The sequence below is a fragment of the Mycobacterium sp. MOTT36Y genome, from assembly GCF_000262165.1.
Classification (GTDB): Bacteria; Actinomycetota; Actinomycetes; order Mycobacteriales; family Mycobacteriaceae; genus Mycobacterium; species Mycobacterium intracellulare.
On sequence record NC_017904.1, the window covers coordinates 5514159 to 5535285 of the forward strand.

At 68.2% G+C, this 21127-nt stretch carries 21 protein-coding genes; 14 read left to right on the top strand and 7 right to left on the bottom strand.

The genetic code is table 11. The features are described from left to right. Positions 1–18 precede the first annotated feature (18 nt). Complete coding sequence (locus W7S_RS25265; RefSeq protein ID WP_041298132.1) at positions 19–1311, top strand: sodium:proton exchanger; 1293 nt, start codon at positions 19–21, stop codon at positions 1309–1311. 34 nt (positions 1312–1345) lie between these two features. After that, positions 1346–2182 (top strand): SDR family oxidoreductase, encoded by an 837-nt coding sequence (locus tag W7S_RS25270; protein WP_014712568.1) that lies wholly within the window; start codon positions 1346–1348, stop codon positions 2180–2182. A gap of 34 nt (positions 2183–2216) precedes the next feature. Here the strand turns inward: W7S_RS25270 and W7S_RS25275 are convergent, their stop codons facing one another. Together W7S_RS25275 and W7S_RS25280 are read right to left on the bottom strand one after the other, a co-directional pair. Next, positions 2217–3449 carry a cytochrome P450 gene (locus tag W7S_RS25275; RefSeq protein ID WP_081490175.1) on the bottom strand — a complete coding sequence of 411 codons (1233 nt, stop codon included), beginning with the start codon at positions 3447–3449 and terminating at the stop codon, positions 2217–2219. A 79-nt stretch (positions 3450–3528) separates the two neighbouring features. Further along, positions 3529–3843 carry a hypothetical protein gene (locus W7S_RS25280; protein ID WP_014712570.1) on the bottom strand — a complete coding sequence of 105 codons (315 nt, stop codon included), beginning with the start codon at positions 3841–3843 and terminating at the stop codon, positions 3529–3531. Between the two features lie 224 nt (positions 3844–4067). On the opposite strand from W7S_RS25280, the gene W7S_RS25285 reads away from it, so the two are divergent. Beyond that, entirely contained in the window at positions 4068–4661 is a 594-nt protein-coding gene (locus W7S_RS25285) for a TetR/AcrR family transcriptional regulator (RefSeq protein WP_014712571.1), read from the top strand. Here the strand turns inward: W7S_RS25285 and W7S_RS25290 are convergent. From W7S_RS25290 to W7S_RS25300, 3 genes are all read right to left on the bottom strand, one after another. Next, entirely contained in the window at positions 4623–6179 is a 1557-nt protein-coding gene (locus W7S_RS25290; RefSeq protein ID WP_014712572.1) for an NAD(P)/FAD-dependent oxidoreductase, read from the bottom strand. The two genes, W7S_RS25285 and W7S_RS25290, sit on opposite strands and share 39 nt — an antisense overlap. Before the next feature lie 119 nt (positions 6180–6298). Further along, positions 6299–6775: a YkgB family protein gene (locus W7S_RS25295; RefSeq protein WP_014712573.1), complete on the bottom strand. Its 477-nt coding sequence runs from the start codon at positions 6773–6775 to the stop codon at positions 6299–6301. Between the two features lie 61 nt (positions 6776–6836). Then, positions 6837–7445 carry a TetR/AcrR family transcriptional regulator gene (locus W7S_RS25300; protein WP_197690747.1) on the bottom strand — a complete coding sequence of 203 codons (609 nt, stop codon included), beginning with the start codon at positions 7443–7445 and terminating at the stop codon, positions 6837–6839. A gap of 122 nt (positions 7446–7567) precedes the next feature. Here W7S_RS25300 and W7S_RS25305 point away from each other — a divergent pair, with 122 nt between their 5' ends. After that, positions 7568–8128 (top strand): pyridoxamine 5'-phosphate oxidase family protein, encoded by a 561-nt coding sequence (locus tag W7S_RS25305; protein WP_014712575.1) that lies wholly within the window; start codon positions 7568–7570, stop codon positions 8126–8128. On the opposite strand, the gene W7S_RS25310 is transcribed toward W7S_RS25305, so the two are convergent. Further along, the gene (locus W7S_RS25310; RefSeq protein ID WP_008262340.1) at positions 8129–8599 is read right to left on the bottom strand and encodes an SRPBCC family protein; all 471 of its coding nucleotides are present in this window, start codon (positions 8597–8599) and stop codon (positions 8129–8131) included. Between the two features lie 39 nt (positions 8600–8638). Next, positions 8639–9604: a LysR family transcriptional regulator gene (locus W7S_RS25315; protein ID WP_014712576.1), complete on the bottom strand. Its 966-nt coding sequence runs from the start codon at positions 9602–9604 to the stop codon at positions 8639–8641. A 139-nt stretch (positions 9605–9743) separates the two neighbouring features. Between W7S_RS25315 and W7S_RS25320 the strand changes: the two genes are divergently transcribed. From W7S_RS25320 to W7S_RS25365, 10 genes are all read left to right on the top strand, one after another. Then, positions 9744–10619, top strand: coding sequence for an SDR family NAD(P)-dependent oxidoreductase (locus W7S_RS25320; RefSeq protein WP_008262344.1), 876 nt, complete (start codon positions 9744–9746; stop codon positions 10617–10619). 34 nt (positions 10620–10653) lie between these two features. After that, a complete protein-coding gene (locus W7S_RS25325; RefSeq protein ID WP_009954484.1) occupies positions 10654–11814 on the top strand; it encodes a sulfotransferase in 1161 nt (386 codons plus the stop codon). Then, positions 11804–12868, top strand: coding sequence for a hypothetical protein (locus W7S_RS25330; RefSeq protein WP_014386111.1), 1065 nt, complete (start codon positions 11804–11806; stop codon positions 12866–12868). The genes W7S_RS25325 and W7S_RS25330 overlap by 11 nt, the downstream gene beginning before the upstream one ends. 18 nt (positions 12869–12886) lie before the next feature. Beyond that, positions 12887–13708: a mycofactocin-coupled SDR family oxidoreductase gene (locus W7S_RS25335; RefSeq protein ID WP_008262349.1), complete on the top strand. Its 822-nt coding sequence runs from the start codon at positions 12887–12889 to the stop codon at positions 13706–13708. Next, positions 13708–14478, top strand: a complete 771-nt coding sequence (locus W7S_RS25340) for an SDR family NAD(P)-dependent oxidoreductase (protein WP_008262352.1) — start codon at positions 13708–13710, stop codon at positions 14476–14478. Before W7S_RS25335 ends, W7S_RS25340 begins: the two co-directional genes overlap by 1 nt. 63 nt (positions 14479–14541) lie before the next feature. Continuing rightward, on the top strand, positions 14542–14754 hold the full coding sequence (locus tag W7S_RS25345; RefSeq protein WP_008262354.1) for a heavy-metal-associated domain-containing protein: 213 nt from the start codon (positions 14542–14544) through the stop codon (positions 14752–14754). Then, positions 14751–17021, top strand: a complete 2271-nt coding sequence (locus W7S_RS25350) for a cation-translocating P-type ATPase (protein ID WP_008262364.1) — start codon at positions 14751–14753, stop codon at positions 17019–17021. The genes W7S_RS25345 and W7S_RS25350 overlap by 4 nt, the downstream gene beginning before the upstream one ends. Positions 17022–17166: 145 nt before the next feature. Continuing rightward, a complete protein-coding gene (locus W7S_RS25355) occupies positions 17167–18555 on the top strand; it encodes an alpha/beta hydrolase family protein (RefSeq protein ID WP_009953167.1) in 1389 nt (462 codons plus the stop codon). A 257-nt stretch (positions 18556–18812) separates the two neighbouring features. Continuing rightward, positions 18813–19622, top strand: a complete 810-nt coding sequence (locus W7S_RS25360; protein ID WP_008262367.1) for a polysaccharide deacetylase family protein — start codon at positions 18813–18815, stop codon at positions 19620–19622. Between the two features lie 215 nt (positions 19623–19837). Next, positions 19838–21127, top strand: a complete 1290-nt coding sequence (locus W7S_RS25365; protein ID WP_026071104.1) for a lipase family protein — start codon at positions 19838–19840, stop codon at positions 21125–21127.

The window sequence follows — 21127 nt, forward strand, 5'->3', positions numbered from 1 at the left end:
CGCCGCCTCCCGCGAAGGATGACGATGCTCGCCATAGACAGGCCCGCTGCCGACGTCGCGATGACGGCCCAGTGGCGGCGCCGCACCCTGACGCGTTCGGGGCTGATCACCGCCGCATTCGTCGCCCCGGCCGTGGCCATCCGGATCGCCGGGCTGCACGTCGGCGCCGTGCCCGCGCTGCTGATCTTCGGCGCCGCGGTGGTGGCGGCCAGCTTCTTGCTGGCGTGGGCCGCCGAGGCCGCCCAGATCGATGTGTCCGGCGGCCTGGCGACGGCGCTGCTCGCCTTGATCGCGGTCCTGCCCGAATACGCCGTCGACCTGTACTACGCGTACGTCTCCGGCCACAACGCCGAATACACGCAGTACGCGGCCGCCAACATGACCGGGTCCAACCGGCTGCTGATGGGGCTGGGTTGGCCCGTCGTGGTGCTGGTCAGCATCGTGGTGGCGCGCAGGTCCGGATCCGGGAAACCCACCGGGCTGACGCTGGAGCCAGCAAACCGCGTCGAACTGGGATTCCTGTTGATCGCCGGCGTCATCGCGTTCGCGGTGCCGGCGGCCGGCGAGATTCATTTCGGGCTGGGGCTGGCGTTGCTGGCCTGGTTCGGGTTCTACCTGTACAAGCTGAGCCACGGCGAGGTCGAGGAGCCCGACCTGATCGGTACCGCCGCCGCGCTGGGCGAACTGCCCGACGTCCGTCGTCGCGTCGCCGTGGTCGGCCTCTTCGCCGCCTCGGGCGCGGTGATTCTGCTGTGCGCCAAGCCGTTTGCCGACAACCTGGTGGCCGCGGGTACCGAACTGGGCGTCAACCGCTTCCTGCTGGTTCAGTGGCTGGCCCCGCTGGCGTCGGAGGCCCCGGAGTTCATCATCGCGACCATCTTCGCCACCCGCGGCAAGGGCACGGCGGCCATCGCCACGCTGATCTCCTCCAAGGTCAACCAGTGGACCCTGCTGATCGGCTCGCTGCCCATCTCCCACCTGCTCGGGGGCGGCGGGTTCTCCCTGCACCTCGACCCCCGCCAGGTGGAGGAGATGCTGCTCACGGCGACCCAGACGATGATGGGCGTGGCGCTGATCCTGGCGCTGCGCTTCCACCGGGGCGCGGCGCTGGCGCTCTTGGGAATGTTCGTCGTGCAGTTCCCGATCGCCTCGACGCACGGCCGCCTGCTGCTCTGCGGCGTCTACGCGGCGGTGGCCGTCGTCGCGCTGATCCGTTACCGGCGCCACCTGCCCGCCACGGTCCGGGCGCCGTTCTTCGGGACGGCCGTCCGCCACACCGGCCACCCGTTACATCCAGTGCAGGACCCGTAACGTCCCGCGATCGCGCGCCGTATACGGTCCAGGTATGAATCGAGTGTCCGTAATCACAGGCGGCGCGGGTGGCATGGGCTTGGCCACCGCGAAGATCGTCGGGCGCGACCACACGGTGGTGCTCTGCGACGTCCGGCAGGACCGGCTGACGACCGCCGCCGCCACGCTGCAAGAGCTCGGGATCACTCCCACCATTGTGAACTGCGACGTCACCGACCGGCGAGCCGTCGCGGACCTGCTCGGCACCGCCACGAATCTCGGATCGGTCGTCTCGGTCATCCACACCGCGGGCGTGAGCCCGAGCATGGGACCCGCCGATTACGTCATGCGGACCAACGCGGTCGGCACCGTCAACGTTGACGAGGAGTTCTACGCGGTCGCCGGCGAGGGCGCGGTGATCGTCAACGTGGCCTCGATGGCGGCGCACATGCTACCCGCGGAAATCATTCCGACAGGCCAATTCCCGCTGGCGCTCGACGACGCCGACGCCTTCATGGACGCCATGATGACCGCGTGCGACATCGCCCCCGAAGAGGCGCGGTCCGGTCTCGCGTACGCCCTGAGCAAGAGCTTCGTGAAGTGGTACAGCCAGTCACAGGCGGAGCGCTTCAACGCGCGCGGACTGCGCATCGTCTCGGTGTCCCCGGGTTCGATCGACACCGAGATGGGCAGGCTGGAGGAGCAGGCGGGGGCGGGCGCGATGGTGGCCGACGCCGCGGTCCCGCGGTGGGGCAAGCCGGAGGAAATGGCAGAGCTGCTCGCCTTCTGCGCCAGCGAGAAGGCCGGCTACCTCACCGGCACCGACATCCTCAACGACGGCGGGGTGATCGCCTCGATGACCGAGCGGGCCAGGGCGGCCGCCGCCAGCTAGACGAACAGTCCAGCTCTCATACGGCGTAGGTCGGTCAGGCTGGCGTCAGGTGGATCGGCAGGTAAGTCGGGCCGCGTAACGAACTGTGGGCCGACCAGGTTGTCGGGCCGTTGGGGCTGAGGCGGCTGACGCGGGTGACGAGTTGTCGCAGCACGGCTTGGGCTTCCATTCGAGCCAGTGGTGCTCCTAGGCACATGTGCGGGCCGTAGCCGAATGCGACGTGAGCTCGCGGGTTGCGGTCAGCGCGGTACTCGTCGGGTTCGTCGAAGACGGCCGGGTCGCGATTCGCCGCCCCAAAGGACAGCAGGACGCGTGACCCGGCGGGGATAGTGACATCGCCGATCTGATAGTCGGCGCGGGTGTAACGGTAGAGGTTCTGTATCGGGGTGGTGATGCGGAGTTGCTCCTCGACGGCGGTCGGGATCAGGTCGGGGTTGGCGCGTATCAAGTCGTACTGATTGGGGTGACGGGCGAGAGTGTCGAACATTCCGCCGAGAAGGTTTGTGGTTGTTTCGTTCCCGGCGATCAACAGGTGAGTTGCGATGAGCAGAAGCTGACGATCGGTGAGGCTGCCATCGGTGTTGTGTTCGAGGAGTCGCCCCAGCACGGTGCCCGATCCTTTGAGTCCACCGTGTGCGAATTGCTTCACGAAGTAGCGCTGTAACGCAACCATTGCGGATACGGATCTGGTTGCCCCTATGAGACCAGCGCGTGTCGGGGTCAAATCCATGACTCTCACGGCGTTTTCTGACCACCGCCGGAAGTCGTCGACGTCGTCTTCGGGTACCCCGAGGATCTGAGCGATCAGACGGATCGGCATTGGTATCGCCAAGTGCTGCACGACATCGCAGCCGGGATTGTTCAACAGATCGGAGACGAGTTCCACGGCGAGCTTCTCGACGATTTCCTGCCATGCGCTCATGGCTCCCTTGCTGAAGCCCGGCTGGATCTGTTTTCGCAGTCGGGTGTGTTCCTCACCGTCGGTCAGCACCGCGAGCGGAGCCGACATTCTCAACCGGGTGACCCCTTGAGTACTGGTGACCTGATCGGTGTCGCGCAGTGCCGCTCGCACGTCGTCGAGTCGGCTGAGTATCCAGGTGGCTCGCCTCGGGTTGTAGTGCACGCGGCCACTTCTGTGTAGGGCGCGGTAGGCGTCGAATGGTTGTGCGGCGGTGATCGGATTCTGTGGGTCATAGTCGGTATTCACCGCGCCAGTCCAAGCGTCGTAGCCACGTCGGCGGGTGCGTATTGCAGCAGCCAGGTTCATCCGGACGGCATCACCGAACGGCCTGAAGACTTCGGCAGCCCCTTGGGCGGTTTGACCGATCGACACTTTTCGCTTCCCCTTATCCGAGCCGCCGGTCGCCGCGCCACGTCCTGATCTGATTTCTGCCGATGTTGCTCGTCAAATAGATGACGTAACAAGCAGATACGACGGCCGATTGTCGACGAGTTCGAGGATTCGCCATCATGAGCCCGATCATCGTTTCGATGGCACCGTTGATGTAGGTGAAGATACGCGCATGGTCGGCGGAGCCAAAGCTGTTGATGGGGACGAAGATCCGTGGAACGAGGAAGTGCGCCACACCGACGACGATGACGATGGCTGCGACGTTCTGTTCGCGCGTTCTTCGTAAAAGGCGAGTAGCGTTGTTGCTCACCGGTGTTCCTGCGCCCCTTCCCGCTTGGCGGGAAGCCCCGCTTCGGGCCGAACCCGTCAGCACTGAACATACGGACCTGGTGCCTGTTCCGACTGACCCGCACCATTACGAGATACTCTTTCTCGTAAATAGAACCACATTGCTGCGCCTATGTACACAGGCAGACTGCGTCGCCCCAGTCGCCGACAAGCCAGGCCGCTCAAGATTTGATTTAAGGTCGTCACGTGAGCCAACCGCGCCGAGGACGACCGCGTAGCGCGGCCGTCCATTCGGCGATCCTCGAAGCCACCCGCGCCCTCCTAATCGAGGCAGGGTACAGCGGAGTGTCGATGGACAAAGTCGCCGCCAATGCCGGAGTGGGAACGCAAACGGTGTACAGACGGTGGCCGTCGAAAGCGCCCTTGGTGGCCGAAGCGGTAATGCAGGCCTACGCGCAAGCAGACTTCACGCTTCCAGATACGGGAGACGCGGTCGAAGATTTGAGGACCTGGATGCACGAATCTGCCGCGCTCAGTGCCCACCCTGAGAACATCGCACTAGTCCGCGCTCTTGCCGCTGCCGCCGCTGAGAATCTTCAAGATCGCGACACCCTGTACCGACAACTCACCGGCCGCTTCCACCGCGCGGTGATGCACCGGTTGCAATCCGGAATCTCGTTGGGTCAAATTCGCGCCGATGCCGACATCGAAGCTGCCGCCGACGCTTTGATCGGAGCCACGCTATATCGCATGCTCAGTGTCACCACGACGGCAGGCGAAACCATCGGACGTTACGACGGGCTAATAGACACATTGATGCGTGGCCTCTCGACGCGCTGACCCCAGGGTTTGGATCCAATCTCGGCGTCGCAGCCGCCAGGTCCGGCGGGCGTACTCCAGCTCGGTATAGGGCCATTGGGTGACGATGCGGCCGGTGGGCGAACGGAAATAGCTGTCGCACTGTGTCCAGATGGTCCGCGCCAGGTCGGCGGAAAGCTGGTCGTTGTATCGCTTTTCGGCCTCGGGACGCACGTCGAGGTAGCCGCCACGGCGCGCCAGCCGGCTCACCGCGCTGGCGACCAGCCGCGCCGCGGACTCGAGGATGTAGACGATCGAGTTGCCGCCCTGGTTGGTGTTGGGGCCGTACAGCATGAAGAAGTTCGGGAACCCGCTGACCGCTACACCCAGGTAGGCGCACGGATCGTCACCCCAGTGCTCGTGTAACCGGCGGCCGCCCGTTCCGGTGACGTCGATGCCGGACAGGTAGCGGGACGTCTCGAAGCCGGTGGCGAGCACGATCGCGTCGCTGCCGATTTCGCGGCCCGACGCGGTGATCACCGACGCCTCGCCGACCCGCGCGATGGGCTCGGTGACCAATTCGACGTTGTCCCGCTGCAGGGCCCGGTAATAGTCGTCGCCCAACAACACTCGCTTACACCGGAACGGATAGTCCGGAGTCAGCGCTCGGCGCAATGGCTCGTCGTCGACGGTGCGGTCCAGGAACGACGTCGCGATCTGCGTGCGCCCGGCCACCACGGGATCGTCGGCGAACGTCGCAGTGTTGTCGTGCTGGAATTTCCAGATCTTCCACCGGGTGCGGCGCAGCGCGACCGGGCTGCGCCTGAACCGCGCCAATTCGCTTGCGCTGTACGGGCGGTCGTCCTTGGGCACCATCCACGGCGGGGTCCGCTGAAAGACCGTGACGTGTCCGGCGGTCTTCGCCAGCTCCGGCACCAACTGCACCCCGCTGGCGCCCGTCCCGATCACCGCCACGTCGCGCCCCGCCAGGTCGAGCTGGTGATCCCACTGCGCGGTATGCAGCACCGGTCCGGCGAACCCCGTCAGGCCGTCGATGTCGGGCAGCTTGGCCGAACCGAACAGCCCGACCGCGCACACGACGACGTCGGCGACCAACGTGGCGGACTCGCCGTTGCGGTCCACTCGGCACTCCCACGTCCCGGCGCCCGGGTTCCAGTGCAGGGACCGCACGGTCGTGTCGAGCATGAGGTGGCGTCGCAGATCGAAATCGTCGGCGACCGATTCGAGGTAGGCCAGGATCTCGGGCTGCCGGGCGTACGTGCGGGTCCAGGATGCGTTGGGCGCGAAGGAAAATGAGTACAGATGGCTCTGGATGTCGCAGGCGGCGCCGGGATAGGTGTTGCGGCGCCAGGTGCCGCCGACGCCGTCGGCGCCCTCGATGATCACCAGGTCGTCGATGCCGGCGCGGCGCAGCGCGACGGCGGCACCGAGACCGCCGAAGCCCGCGCCGATGATCGCCACCCGCGGCGATCGCCCGCGCCGCGTCGCCGCGCGCAGCCGCCCAACGGCGTAGAGCCAGCGGGCTTTTCGGCTGGTCACGGGCTGCCCCGCGCGCGGCGTTCCTCGGCGTGCCCGCGTCGCGGCGCGTCGACGCCTATCCCCTGGCCCACGGTCTCGGTCACGGCCTCGGCTTCCTCTCCGTGGCCACGACTATATAGTCACTCGCTGCGGGCGGGATACGGCCGTGCGGTGACGACGCCCGCGGACAGCGAGTCGCCCAGCGTCCACACGGCGACCCCGAGCAATACCAGGTCCTTGAGCAGAAACTGGCCGGGCAGCGCCGAGAGCACCGGCACGCCGTGGGCATGGGTTGCGATCACGCCGGGGGTGGTGACCAGGAAACTCACCGTGCCCAGGAACAGCACCACCGCCAGCGCGCTGCCCGCCGCCGAGACCCGCGGCCACCATGGCCGCAGCGCGATGAGCAGGGCCGCAACGATTTCCATCGTTCCGAGCGCCCGCGCGACGAAGGTGACGCTGAAGACGTCGTAGAGCCAGCTCATCAGGGGGCTGTGCTCGATGAGCACGCGCGATTCCATCTTCACGTACTTGCCCACTCCGATCCACACCAGCACCACCACCAGGCCATAGCGGCCCAAGAGTTGACCCCAGCGGCTCAGCGTGTTTGCGATCATCGAGCGGTGTCCTTTCGGGCGCGGTCATCCACCCAAGCCACGGTTGGCGCCGCGAAAACGTTCACTCGCGCAGTTGTTCGAGCCCGGAGACGATGAGCCGCAACCCAAAAGCGAACTCGTCGGCCAGCGGAACGGGAAGCTCGTCGGCGACGGTGACGGTCGCGGGATAGCGCGACGGATCGAGCCGGTGAAACGCCGCCGCCAGTTCCGCTTCACCGCCCCCATCCGTCGCCCCGGGCAGTTGTAGCGCGAAACCCAAGACGTAACGGGCCAGCGTGGCGTAGGCGTGGGCCGCGACCGCCGGCGCGAAGCCGTTGCCGAGAAGGATCGCCAGGCAGCGCTCGCGATTGGCCAGCGCGCTCGGCCCCGTCGGCGTGTATTCGATCAATAGCGGCGCGACATTGCCATGCCGGCGCAGCGCGTCAAACATGTGTTGCGCGAACGTGATACACGCCTGCTGCCACGGTAGGGCCGCCAGCGCCCGCGCATCGAGGTCGACTTCGCCCAGTATGTGGTCGATCACCTGAGACACCAGTTCGGATCGATTGGAAAAGTGGCGGTACAGCGTGGCGGTGCCGGATCCCAGGCGCTGGGCCAGCGACCGCATCGACAACGCGTCCGCCCCCTCGGCGTCGAGCAGTTCGACGGCCGCGCCCAGGATGCGGTCCATCGGCAGGGCCGGGCGGCCGCGGGACCGCCGCGGCCCCCGGTTGACATCGTCACGCATTACGGAGACACTGTATCCGTAATTACCGCGTCGATCAACCCCGTTGACAGCAAGGAAAATTCGTCATGCTCCTCCCCCTGGCGGCAGAGCCCTTCACCGCTCCCACCGACCGCGACATGCTTCCCTCCGAACGACGCGAGTTCGTGCGCACGCATCGCACCTGCGTGTTCGGCTACCGTCGCCGCCACGACGGCCCCGCCATGTCGGTCGTGTACTACATCCCCACCGACACCGACGACTTGCTCGTCTCCACGATGGCCGGGAGGGGCAAAGCCCGGATCGTTCAGCGCGACGGCAAGGTGAGCCTGTGCGTCCTCGACGAGCGGTGGCCCTTCGCCTACCTGCAGGTCTACGCCGACGCCGCCGTCGAGGACGACCGGGATCTCGCGGTCGACGTGATGATGGCGGTTGGCGGCCGAATGTCCGGCCAGCCACTCGGTGACGAGGCGCGCCCGCACATCGAGGCGATGTGCGAACGCGAGAACCGCGTCGTCATTCGGTGCCGGCCCTACTCCACCTACGCGACGCCTCCACGCCATCTGCACCGCAACGACCAGGCCTCGGAACTGAGCCACTGGGTGTCCGGCGTGATGCCCTGGGACGCAGCCGATCCGGTGGCGAACTGATCACCCAGCGTAGCGATCCCGCAGTTTGGTCAGCGTCGCCTCGATGCCCGAGGCGTTCGCCTTGACGAAGCCCATCCGCTCGTAGTACTTCAGTTTGTTCTTCAGCGCACCGGCATCCCGGTAGTCGAACGTCTCGGTGACCTGCGTCAGGTTCGGTGACAGCGCCTCGAATTCCCACCGCCAGCGATGACCCAGCGGGTGGCGCCATTCGACCACCTCGTTCGGCGTCAGCGCGGTGATCGTGCTGGTGATGCGGTAGGGCACGCCGAACATCTTCATGCTCGTCGAAAACTTCGAGCCCTCAAGGAGTTGCGGCGGCATGGTGATGTTGTCGCGCACCGTGCCCGACCCGTCGAGTTCGTGGTGACGCCGCGGATCGGCGACGATGGCGTACAGCTCGGCCGCCGGCGCGGCCACTTCGACTCTGCGGCTCACCTGGCGGGGCCCCCGGTCGACAACGGTGACGGTCATTGCGAATCTCCTTTCCGCTAACCGGCAGCGTAATCCCGTTCAGTTCCGCGGCTCAGGGATGTTGGGATCCCATACCGGTGACGGCTCGAAACGCGCCGGCCAGAAGCCGGATTTGGTCAACCGCGCCACCTCTTCGCGCAACACGATGCCGATCTTCGCCGCGAATTCGCGGGGCAGTTCCAGCGCCGCGGTGGCGGCCACGCCGAGTTGTTGGTCGATCGGGGGTTCGTGGATCGACGTCCACCGCAGCCGCCCCGCCTCCACATCGGCGCCGCACGCCGCCATCGGCAGCACCGCATAGCCGAGCCCCGCGGCGACCAGATGCTTGGCCACCTCCACCGAATCGGTCGAAAAGCGGGCCGTGATCGCAACTTTGAGCCGCAGCGCGGTGTTCTCCAGGGTGTTTCGAATGCCGGTCAGCCCGCTGGGCATGACCAGCGGGAGCTTGGCGAGATCGGTGAAGCGGATCGGGCTGGCGGGCGAGAGCTCCGACGCGGGCCCCCCGACCAGCACGAGGTCCTCGGTCACCAGGTGCCGGTGGAAGAGCCGGTCATCGGAGACCGGGTTGATCACCGCGAGGTCGATCGCGCCCTTGAGGAGGCGCTCCACCAGGTCGTCGGTCTCGGCCACGGCGACGTGGAAATGGACATTCGGGAACGCGGCGCCCACGCTTGCCGCCAGCGGCGCGGCCAGGACGCCGGCGGCGGTCGGCACGATCCCGAACAGCAGCCCGCGCTCGATGCGCGCCAACGGCGATCCCGCATACCGGACCGCGAGCTCGAGCTGACGCAGCGGCGCGGCGGTCGAGGAGCGCAGCCGTTCGCCCTCCTCGGTGAGGTGCACGCCCCGGCGGGTCCGCTCGAACAGCGTGATGCCGAGGTCCTCCTCCAGCAGCCGGATCTGGCGACTCAGCGCCGGCTGGGCGATGCCCAACACCGCGGCCGCGCGGGTGATCGAGCCTTCCTCCGCGATCCGCAGGAAGTACTTGAGCCGGTGGGTGTCCATCGCCTCCACATCTACCAGCCATATAAATGCGGCATGACTGGTTTCCCGAATTGGTATTACCTGCTGGCCGTGAGGCCGTCATATCGTCAGCGAGGTGGGGCGGCGATGCCGTCCCGGTCTGGCTGAGGAGGGGTCGACGATGACGGTTCAGGACGACCAGGACTGGGTGCAGCTGCTCGGGTTGGACCGCCTACCGGAGCACATCGTCGGCAAGCGCGTGACCGAGCTGATGGACCTGTCCGGCAAGAAGGCCTTCGTCACCGGAGCCGGCGGCGACGGCCTGGGGCAGGCGATCGCCAACCGGCTGGCCGGCTGCGGCGCCGAGGTCGCGCTCATCGGCCGCACCTTCGAGAAGGTCGAACGCCGGGCCGAGGAAGTCGAGCGGCGCTGGGGCGTGCGGGCCATCCCGGTCAAGGCCGACATGTCCGACTGGGACCAGGTGCACGGCGCGGTGCGGCAGGCTCACCACGAGCTCGGCGGCCTCGACATCATGGTGAACAACCCGGTGATGGTGGCCGCGGGTCCGTTCGAGAAGCAGACGAAAGAGGACATCGACTACACGGTGCTGGGCAGCCTGACGATGATGATGTACGGGGCGCACGCCGCGCTGGCGTACATGCTCGACCAGGGTTCGGGGAAGATCATCAACATCGGGTCGGTCGGCGGCCGCATTCAGCAGCGCGGCCTGGTCGTCTACAACGCGTGCAAGGCCGGCGTCATCGGGTTCACGCGCAACCTCGCCCACGAGGTCGCGCTGCGCGGTGTCAACGTGTTGGGCGTGGCGCCGGGCATCATGATCAAACCGGAGATGCGGCAGTACCTGCTCGATCCTCAGGACGACAAGCAGCGCGCCGGCCGCGGCGCCATCCAGGAAGCGATCACCCACCAGGTCCAGCTGGGTCGCGCGTCGTTGCCCGAGGAGGCCGCCAACATGGTCGCATTCCTGGCCTCCGAGGCCGCCGACTACCTGTGCGGTCAGACCATCGACGTCGCCGGCGGGCAGTGGATGGGTTGAGCGCCGCCGCAAGGACTTTGATCGAGGAGACGCCGTGCTGACATCCGGTGAGCTGATGGAGGAGGCCGCGGCGCAGACCGGGCTCACCGACTTCGGCGACGACTCCTTCACCGAGGGCCTGAACGTCCTGTTGTCGGCGTTGCGCGACGAGGCCCACCTGAACGAGCGCGGGGAAGCCTTTCTGCGCCAACGCATCGCGGGCTATCTCTCGCAACGGCTGCAGGTCGAGGACTGGTTTCGGCGGCACCCGGAGATCGGCGACGTGCCCATCCGCGAACCGCTGGTCGGCCTGGGATTGCCCCGGACCGGATCCACCGCCCTGTCCATGCTGCTGGCCCAGGATCCCGAGGTGCGCTACCTGCGCCGGTGGGAGTCGACGCAACCGTGCCCCCCGCCCTCGACGGTGCACGGCGTCGATCCCCGCGTCCCGGCCGACCGGGGCGAGATGGTCGGCACCCGCCGCCACGTTCCCGGCGACACCCACGGGCCCATGGAGTGCCACGAGCTGATGGCGCTCGACTTCAAGTCGCACATCTTTCAGTCGTTCGCCGAAATCCCCTCGTACTCAACGTGGCTCGTGCACCACGCCGACCTCACCCCGACGTTTCGCTATCAGCGGCGGGTGATGCAGCTGCTGCAGTGGGGCGAGCCTGAGCGGCCGTGGCGGCTGAAGTGCCCGTCCCATGTGTTGTGGCTCGACGCGCTGGACGCGGTGTTCCCGGACGCCCGATTCGTGATGACCCATCGCGATCCCACCGACGTCCTGTTGTCGGTGGCCGACCTGTACGCCGACATCATCGGGTCGTTCAACACCCGGATCGACCGCCGCTACATCGGCCGGCTCAACGTCGAGCATTGGTCGCTGGGCATGGAGCGGGCGCTGCGGTTCCGCGCGGCCGGTGCCGACGATCGGTTCTACGACATCGACTTTCGGGCCATGCAGGCCGACCCGGTCGGCGAGGTCGCCGGGCTGTACGCCTGGCTCGGGGCCCCGGTGTCCGACGAGTTCGAAGCGCGGATGCACAGTTGGTGGGAGCACGCCGCCGCGCAGCGCGAGCCGAGCTCGCACGCCGACCCGGTGGAGTTCGGCATCGATCTCGACGAGGTTCGGCCCCGGTTCGCGCGCTATGTGGACAGCGCGCGGCGGTGGACGCGGCATCCAAAGGTAAGGAGCGAGGAAAGCAATGGCGGTTGATCTCACCGGCGGCATCGACCCGTCGCGCGAGTACGTGCTGGCGCAGCGCCCCGAGGATCCGGAGATGCGGGACTCGGTCAGTTTCTGGGTGGTCGACGACCGCGGCGAGATCGGCCTGCCCCGCGTGGGAATCGAGGCGGTGGGCGCCAATTGGGACTCCCACGACATTCAGGTCAATGCCGCGTTTCCCGACGGGCGCGTCTACCGGCTGCGCACCAACGGGCCGTCGCTGCCGGCTCGCGGCGCCGACGGGCGGCCCACCGTGCTCGGCGCCGGCGGCCTGGCATTCCAGTGCCTCGAACCCTTCGACACCTGGACGATGTCCTACGACGGGCCGGCCGTGCAGACCTCGTCGGTCGACCTGGTGGCGGGCAGGAAGGACGGCCCGACGACCAACATCGGCTTCCACGTCGAGGCGAGGATGGCCGTGCCCCCGTGGGTCCAGGGCGCGCTACAGGCCGACGCGGGCACGCAGCTCCAAACGACGTCTGTCGGGGCCATCATGGGCGGGCCCCGCTACGAGCAATTGTTCACCGCCACAGGGGAATTCCGATTTGGGGATGAACGCCACACCTTCACCGGGAGCGGCCTGCGGATCCGTCGCACCGGGGTGCGCAAGCTCGCCGGCTTCTGGGGACACTGCTGGCAGTCGGCCGTGTTCGGCAGCGGCCGCGCCTTCGGCTACATCGCCTATCCGCCGCGCCCCGACGGCCAGCCCACCTTCAACGAGGGATTCGTCTTCACCGGCGACGGCGGCCTGGTCCCGGCGCGGGCGGTGCGGGCGCCGTGGCTGACACGCCTGCGGCCACTCGGCGAGGATGCCTCGCTGGTGCTGGAGACCGCCGACGGGCTAGTCGAAATCGCCGGCGAGACAGTGTTTTCCACGCACGACGTGCACCACGACGACGACATGTACTCCATGCACGCCCTCAAAGAGGAGATGGCCGAGTTCCCCGCCGTCCAGCAGGCCGGCGTGCGCTACCGATGGGACGGCGAAGAAGCGTACGGCATGCTGGAACGCTCCAACCCGCTCGACAAGCTCGCGCGCGACTGAAAGGAACCCAGACCACACATGAGCCAGTCACTCTCGGGAAAGGTCGCGCTGATCACCGGCGCCGCGCGCGGGCAGGGCCGGGCACACGCCGTGCGTCTTGCGGCCGAGGGCGCCGACATCATCGCGGTCGATCTCGCCGGGCCGCTGCCGCCGAGCGTCCCCTACGACTCGCCGACGTCCGACGATCTGGCCGAAACCGCACGGCTGGTGAGCGAAGGCGGCCGGCGGGTCGTCACCGCCGAGGCCGACATCCGCGATCTTGACGCGCTGTCCGCCGCCGTGGACAAGGGGGTCGGCGAGCTGGGCCGGCTCGACGTCATCGTCGCCAACGCCGGGATCTGCAGCCCCGCGCCCTGGGATCAGATCACCGCGCAGGCGTTCCGAGACACCATCGACACCAACGTGATCGGCACCTGGAACACCGTGATGGCGGGGGTGCGGCACATCATTGACGGCGGCCGCGGCGGCTCGATCATCCTCATCGGTTCGGCGGCCGGCATCAAGATGCAGTCGTTCATGATCCATTACACCGCAAGCAAACACGCGGTCGTGGGGATGGCGCGGGCGTTCGCCGCCGAGCTCGGCCGGTACAACATCCGCGTCAACAGCCTCAACCCCGGCGCCGTCGCCACCCCGATGGGCACCGGCCGGATGCGGGAAGCGTTACAGGCCGCCGCCGACGACTACCCACACCTGCGGGGCATGCACAAACCGCTGCTGCCCGAGGGCATCGCGCAGCCCGAGGACATCGCCGACGCCGTGGCCTGGCTGGCCTCCGACCAATCCAGATTGGTGACCGCGACCCAGGTGTCGGTCGACATCGGCGTCGGGTACGTGTGATGCGCGGCCTGACCGGCAAGACATTTGTGGTCGCCGGGGGCGCCACCGGGATCGGCGCGGCCACCGCCGAACGCCTCGCCACCGAAGGCGCCCGTGTTGCCATCGGCGACAACAACATTGCGGGCGCCGCCGCCACCGCGCAGCGCATCGTGTCGGCCGGCGGCCGCGCGATCGCCGTCGAGTTCGACCTCGCCGACGAGCAGTCGGTGCGGCGCCTCGTCGAGACGACGCTCGACGAGTTCGGGGCCATCGACGGCCTGCACAACGTGGGCGCCGATCTGTCCGAGGGAAACCTGGGACGCGACACCACGATTCTCGACACCGACATGGACGTCTGGCAGCGCACGCTCGACGTCAACCTGCTCGGGTACGTCCGCACGATCCGCGCGGTCCTGCCGCACCTGCTCGCCCGGGGTGGGGGCAGCATCGTGAACACCTCGTCGGGCGCCGCGCTGGGCAGCGACCCCATGCACGTCGCCTACGGCGCCTCGAAGGCGGCGGTGAACCACCTGACCCGGCACGTGGCCGTCAACTGGGGCAAACACAACATCCGCAGCAACGGGGTCATGCCGGGCCTGGTGATGGGCGAGACCCAGGAGCGCCAAAACGACGTCGCGCTCCAGCAGGCCTTCCTGACGTTCGGCAAGACCAGCCGGCTGGGCAAGCCGGACGACCTCGCGGCGATCACCGCGTTCCTGCTGTCCGACGAGGCCGAGTGGATCACCGGCCAGGTGTGGTACATCGGCGGCGGGTCGCACCTGCGCCAATAGCCCGAACCCCCCGGCAGGCAGAATGGTGGGGTCAAGTCCGCGGCGGGATCGAGAAGGAGCGGCATGCCCACCAGCGAATATCGGGTGAGCGGGATGAGCTGCGCGCACTGCGAGGCCGCCGTCCAGGGCGAGGTCGCCGGGATTCCCGGCGTCGACGGCGTGACGGTCAGCGCCGACACCGGCCGGCTCGTCGTCACCAGCGCGGTGCCCATCGACGCGGACGCCGTCCTCGCCGCGGTCGACGAGGCGGGCTTCCAGGCCGTCCAGGTCGCATGAGCACGCCCCCGCGAAACATCGACGAGGGCACCCTCCCCGAGGACACGCCGGCCGCCGCGCCCCCCATCGAGCTCGAGATCACCGGGATGACCTGCGCCTCCTGCGCCGCCCGGATCGAAAGAAAGCTCAACAAGCTCGCCGGCGTCTCGGCCACCGTCAACTATGCGACCGAGACGGCCGCCGTCAGCGCCCCCGCCGGGTACGACCCACGGATCCTGATCGCCGAGGTCGAAAAGGCCGGTTACGCGGCCGCCCTGCCGCGACGTTCGCCGGTGCGCGACGCCGAGCTGACTTCGCTGCGCCGGCGGCTGATCGCCGCCGCCGTGCTGGCCGGCCCGGTTATCGCCATGGCCATGGTTCCCGCGTGGCAGTTTCACCACTGGCACTGGGCGTCGCTGGCGCTGACGGCGCCGGTCGTCCTGTGGTGCGGGCTGCCCTTCCACGCGGCCGCCTGGGCCAACCTCAAACACGGCGTCGCCACCATGGACACCCTGGTCTCGATCGGGACCCTGGCCGCGTTCCTGTGGTCGCTCTACGCGCTGTTCCTCGGGACCGCCGCCCAGCCGGGCATGCAGCACGACTTCGAGCTCACGGTCGGGCGCGATGACGCCCCGTGCCACGTCTACTTCGAGGTGGCCGCCGGCGTCACGCTGTTCGTCCTGGCCGGCCGTTATTTCGAGAAGCGGGCCAAGCGGTCCGCCGGCGACGCGCTGCGCGCGCTGGTGGCGCTGGGCGCCAAGGACGTCGGGGTCTTGCGTGACGGCACCGAGACCCGGCTCCCGATCGAGCGGCTCGCGGTGGGTGACCAGTTCGTGGTGCGTCCCGGGGAACGGATCGCGACCGACGGGGTCGTCGTCACGGGTTCCTCGGCGGTCGACGCATCGATGCTGACCGGCGAGTCGGTGCCCGTCGAGGTCGGAGCGGGCGACGCCGTCACCGGCGGCACCGTCAACGCCGGGGGCCGGCTTGTCGTCCGGGCCACCGGGATTGGCGACGACACCCAGCTGGCGCAGATGGCCAAGCTCGTCGAACGGGCCCAATCGGGCAAGGCACGGGTGCAGCGCCTCGCGGACCGGGTCTCCGGCGTGTTCGTTCCCGTCGTCCTGGCGCTCGCGGTGGCGACCCTGGGCGGCTGGCTCGCGGCGGGCTTCTCGCCCACCACCGCGCTGACGGCCGCCGTCGCGGTGCTCATCATCGCCTGCCCGTGCGCGATGGGCCTCGCGACTCCGACCGCCCTACTGGTCGGCACCGGCCGCGCGGCCCAGCTCGGCGTCCTCATCCAGGGGCCCGAAGTGCTGGAGTCCACCCGCAGGATCGACACGATCGTGCTCGACAAGACCGGCACCGTCACCACCGGCCGAATGGCCCTGGTCGACGTGGTCGTCGGGGCGGGAACCGACCGCGCCACGCTGTTGCGCTACGCCGGTGCCCTGGAGGCCGCCTCCGAACATCCGGTCGCGCAGGCCATCGCCCGGGCCGCCGCGGCGCAGCTCGGCGCGCTCCCCACGCCCGCCGATTTCGCGGGTGTCCACGGCATGGGCGTGCACGGCACGGTCGACGGCCACGCCGTCGTCGTCGGGCGCGCGAGCCTGATGGACGAGCGCGGTGCGCGCCTCGACGCCGCGCTCGCCGCGGCCAAATCCCGCGCGGAGGGCGACGGCAAGACGGCCGTCGTCGTCGGCTGGGACGGCGCGGCGCGGGGGCTCCTGGTGCTCGCCGACACCGTCAAGCCGTCCAGCGGCGACGCCGTGCGCCAGTTGCAGCGACTCGGCCTGACCCCGGTGCTGCTCACCGGCGACAACCACACCGTCGCCGCCCGCATCGCCGCCGAACTCGGCATCGCCGAGGTGATCGCCGAGGCGATGCCCGACGACAAGGTCGCGGCCGTCAAGCGTCTGCAAGCCGAGGGCAAGGTGGTCGCCATGGTCGGCGACGGCGTCAACGACGCCGCCGCGCTGGCCGCCGCCGATCTGGGTCTGGCCATGGGCGCGGGCACCGATGTCGCGATCGAGGCGGCCGACCTCACCGTGATCCGCGACGACCTGCGGGCGGCCGTGGACGCGATCCGGCTCTCCCGCCGGACGCTGGCCACCATCAAGACCAACCTGGTGTGGGCGTTCGGCTACAACCTCGCCGCGATCCCCCTCGCCGCGCTCGGCATGCTCAACCCGATGCTGGCCGGCGCCGCCATGGCGCTCTCCAGCGTTCTCGTCGTCGGCAACAGCCTGCGGCTGCGCTCATTCACCAGCGTCGTCACGGACACGTGAACCCGGCGGAGCGTAGGCCGGCGGGCCGCGATCGTATGGGATAGTGAGTCCGGCCACCGGCCGCCGAGACGCCGCCCGGCCCCTTGACGATCACGACAATCACCGCACCCTCGCGCAGCGATCGATCTAGCAAAGGTCACGACCGTTGGAGCAGTTCTTCGGGCAACTGTCCCTGCTGCATGGCTGGTTTCCGCCCGCCGTTCAGGGCCTCGCGTTGCTCGTGCTGATCGTCGCGATCCAATGGCGCGCGCGAAGTTGGCTCAAGCGAGTGCTGCCCGTGGCGCTGATCGCGGCCGTCGCGGTGACCGCGCTGTCGCGCTGGTACATCACCTCGCTCGGGGTGGCCGGGGATCCCGCGCCGACGACGCTGTGGTTGTGGATCGCGATGAGCGGCCTGGCCGCCGCGGTGTTCCTGGTGGGCTGGCGGGGCGCGCGCTGGTGGCGCCGCGGGGTGGCCGTGCTGTCGATACCGCTGTGCGTCCTGTGCGCGGGCATGGCGCTCAACGGCTGGGTGGGCTACTTCCCCACGGCGCTGGCCGCGTGGAACCAGCTGACCTCGGTGCCGTTGCCCGACCAGGTCGACCGCCTGCGCGTCACCGAGATGCAGATCGCGGGAACGAGGCCCACCAAGGGCGTCGTGGTGCCGGTCGACATCGACTCCTCGGCCTCCCATTTCGCCCACCGGCGGGAATTGGTCTATCTGCCACCGGCATGGTTCAACAGCAATCCCCCGCCCCGGCTGCCGGCCGTCATGATGATCAGCTCGGCCTTCAACACCCCGGCGGATTGGCTGGGTCCGGGCGGCGCCTTCACCGCCATCGACAACTTCGCCGCCGCGCATCACGGTTTCTCGCCGGTGCTGGTGTTCGTCGATCCGACCGGGTCGTTCGACAACGACACCGAGTGCGTCAACGGCCCCCGCGGCAACGCCGCCGACCACCTTTCCAAAGACGTCATCCCGTTCACGGTGTCGAACTTCGGCGTCAGCGCCGATCGGGCCAACTGGGGCGTCGCCGGCTGGTCGATGGGCGGTACCTGCGCCGTCGACCTGGCCGTCATGCACCCGGAGCTGTTCAGCGCGTTCGTGGACATCGCGGGCGACCGCGGTCCCAACGTCGGCTCCAAGGACCAGTCCGTCGCGCGGCTGTTCGGCGGGGATCAGGCCGCATGGGCCGCCTTCGACCCGGTCACCGTGATGACCAAGCACGGTCACTACGCCGGCCTGTCCGGATGGTTCGACGTGCCCGTCTCCTCGGGGCCCGGCAACGTCGCCGAACAGGCCAGTCCGACCCTCGTCGCGTCCAGCGATCCCGCCGCCAACCCAGAGGGCCAGGACGCCGCCGCGAGGTCGCTGTGTGCGGTCGGCACCGCGCACGGCATCGCCTGTGCGGTGGTCACCCAGGAGGGCAAGCACGACTGGCCGTTTGCCGCCCAGGCGTTTGCCACCGCCCTGCCGTGGCTGGCTTTTACGCTGGGAACTCCCGCCGCCGAACCCGTGCAATTGCCGCAACGCGGCGCCGGGGAACCGCATTGATCCTCGCTGGTCGGGTCGCCGTCAGCGGCCGCGATGTCCGCCGAGAGAATTCACAGCTGACCCTCCCGTAACGCAGCCGACTATTTGGGCCTTTGAATGGTACGGTTCGCTGCTGTGGCCTCGGTGTTTTGCGCGAACGGCGGTCCCTGCGGGGACCCGCCCGGTACGCAACGCGCCGCCATCCGTTTCCAAATGACCGGGCCGAAATCTCCTTTTCTGCGCCCATCCCTTTTGATCGACGTCGCCCCTTCGCAGCCATGAACCGCCGCCAGTTTCTTGGATCGCTCGCCGCGTCGGTGGTTGCCGGCGTCGGGACGGCGCGGCTCATCGTCGACCCGCAGCCGCGCACGTTCGCCCAGACGCCCGGCGTCGACATACCGACTTCGGGCCCGACCGCGCCGCAGGCCCTGCTGCCGCCCCCGCCGCTCAGCGCCCGCATCCCCCTGCCCGGCGGCGGCGCATTGATGAAGCTCCCGGGCGAAGGCGACCTGCTCGCGCTGACCGTCGACGACGGCGTGAACAGCGAAGTGGTGCGTGCCTACACGCAGTTTGCCAGGGACACCGGCGTGCGGCTGACGTACTTCGTGAACGGGATCTACGACTCGTGGACCGAAAACTCCGAGCTGCTCCGGCCGTTGGTCGACAGCGGGCAGATCCAACTCGGCAACCACACCTGGTCACACCCGGACCTGACCACACTGACCAAAGAGCAAGTCGCCGAACAGCTCACACGAAACGACACGTTCTTGAAGAAGACGTACGGCATCGGCGCGAAACCCTATTGGCGCCCGCCCTACGCCAAGCGCAACGCCGCCGTGGATGCCGTGGCCGCCGACCTCGGTTACAAGGTGCCCACCTTGTGGTCGGGTTCGCTGTCGGATTCGACGTTGATCACCGAGGACTACATCGTGCAGATGGCCGACCAGTACTTCACGCCGCAGGCCATCGTGATCGGGCACCTCAATCATCTGCCGGTGACGCACGTCTATCCGCAGCTCGTCGACATCATCCGCGACCGCAACCTGCGCACGGTCACGCTCAACGACGTGTTCCTCAAGACACCCTGACGGCGGCTACCGCCGGCGCCGAGTGCGGACTCGTTGGCCGACAACGTCTTCGACGTCTCGCGTGGATCCCCCGGTCGGCGCTCGCGCAGAAGCCGCGCTCCGGTGAGCCGAGCCCCTGGGCGGAAGAGGTGGCCGGAATTCCGTTAACCGCGAGATCTCTAAAAAATTAGAGATTGCTCTTCCGCTGGCGGGCGGTCCATTGTTACCGTTCCGTAATGCATCGGGCCGGGGGAGTATTCACAGTACTGCTGATAATTGCTTCGGCTCTGGTGGGCACCGGAATTGCGCGCGCCGACGGCGGGGACGAGCCGCAGTACGCGGACTTTTATGCCGCGCCGGATCCGCTGCCGCCCGGTCAACCCGGCGACCTGATCCGCACCGAACCGTCGCGACTGGTGCTGGAGCCCTCCGGCCAGCTGGGCGCGATCATGGCGTCCGGCACGCGAATCATGTACCGCAGCACCGACACCCGGGGCAACCCGATCGCGGTGACGGGCACCTATTTCGAGCCCTACAACGACTGGCCGGGCGCCGGGCCGCGCCCGTTGATCAGTTACGCGCCGGGTACCCAGGGGCAGGGCAATCAGTGTGCGCCGTCGCGAATGTTCAACCAGGGCATTCACTATTCGGGTGGCTGGGACATCATGTTCAACTACGAGGAACTGTTCGTCGCCACCATGGTCGCGCGCGGCTTCGCCATTGTGATGACCGACTACGAGGGCCTGGGCACCGCGCCGATGCACACGTATGTGGGGCGGGTGGCCGAGGGACAGGCGGTGCTCGATGCCGCCCGCGCCGCCATGCGCCTACCCGGCACGTCGCTGGATCCGCATGGGCCCGTGGCGTTTTGGGGCTATTCGCAGGGCGGCGGCGCGACCGCGTCGGCGGCCGAGCTCGCCTCGCAATACGCCCCCGACCTTCACATCGTGGGCACCTACGCCGGGGCGCCACCCGCCGACCTCAAGGAGCTGTTGCCCTACGCCGACGGCAGCGCGCTGGTCGGCGTCGTCGGGTACGCGCTCAACAGCGTCATGGCCGCCTATCCCGAGTTCGCCGACATCATTCGCTCCAAGATGACGCCGCGCGGGTTGGCGATGCTGGAATCGGTGTCACGCCAATGCGTCGGACAGACGTTGCTGGACTTCATGTTTCGTCACATACAGCCCTACTTCACCGAGGACATCAATCAGCTGGTGAACGAGGAGCCGTTCAACAGCCTGTTCGAGGCGCAACGGCTCGGCCGCTTCAAACCGAACGCGCCGGTGATGATCGACAGCAATCGCTACGACCCGCTGGTGCCGTGGACCGCGGCCAACCAGCTCGGGCGCGACTGGTGTGCCCAGGACGCCGACGTCGAATTCCGCACCAACGAAGAGCCGCCGTTCCTCAACAAGCTCGTCATCAACCACGCGCTGCCGATGCTGGTCGACGGCGAACCGGCGATGCAATGGATCGCCGCCCGCTTCAACGGCGAGCCCACCACGCCGAACTGCGGTCAGTTCTAA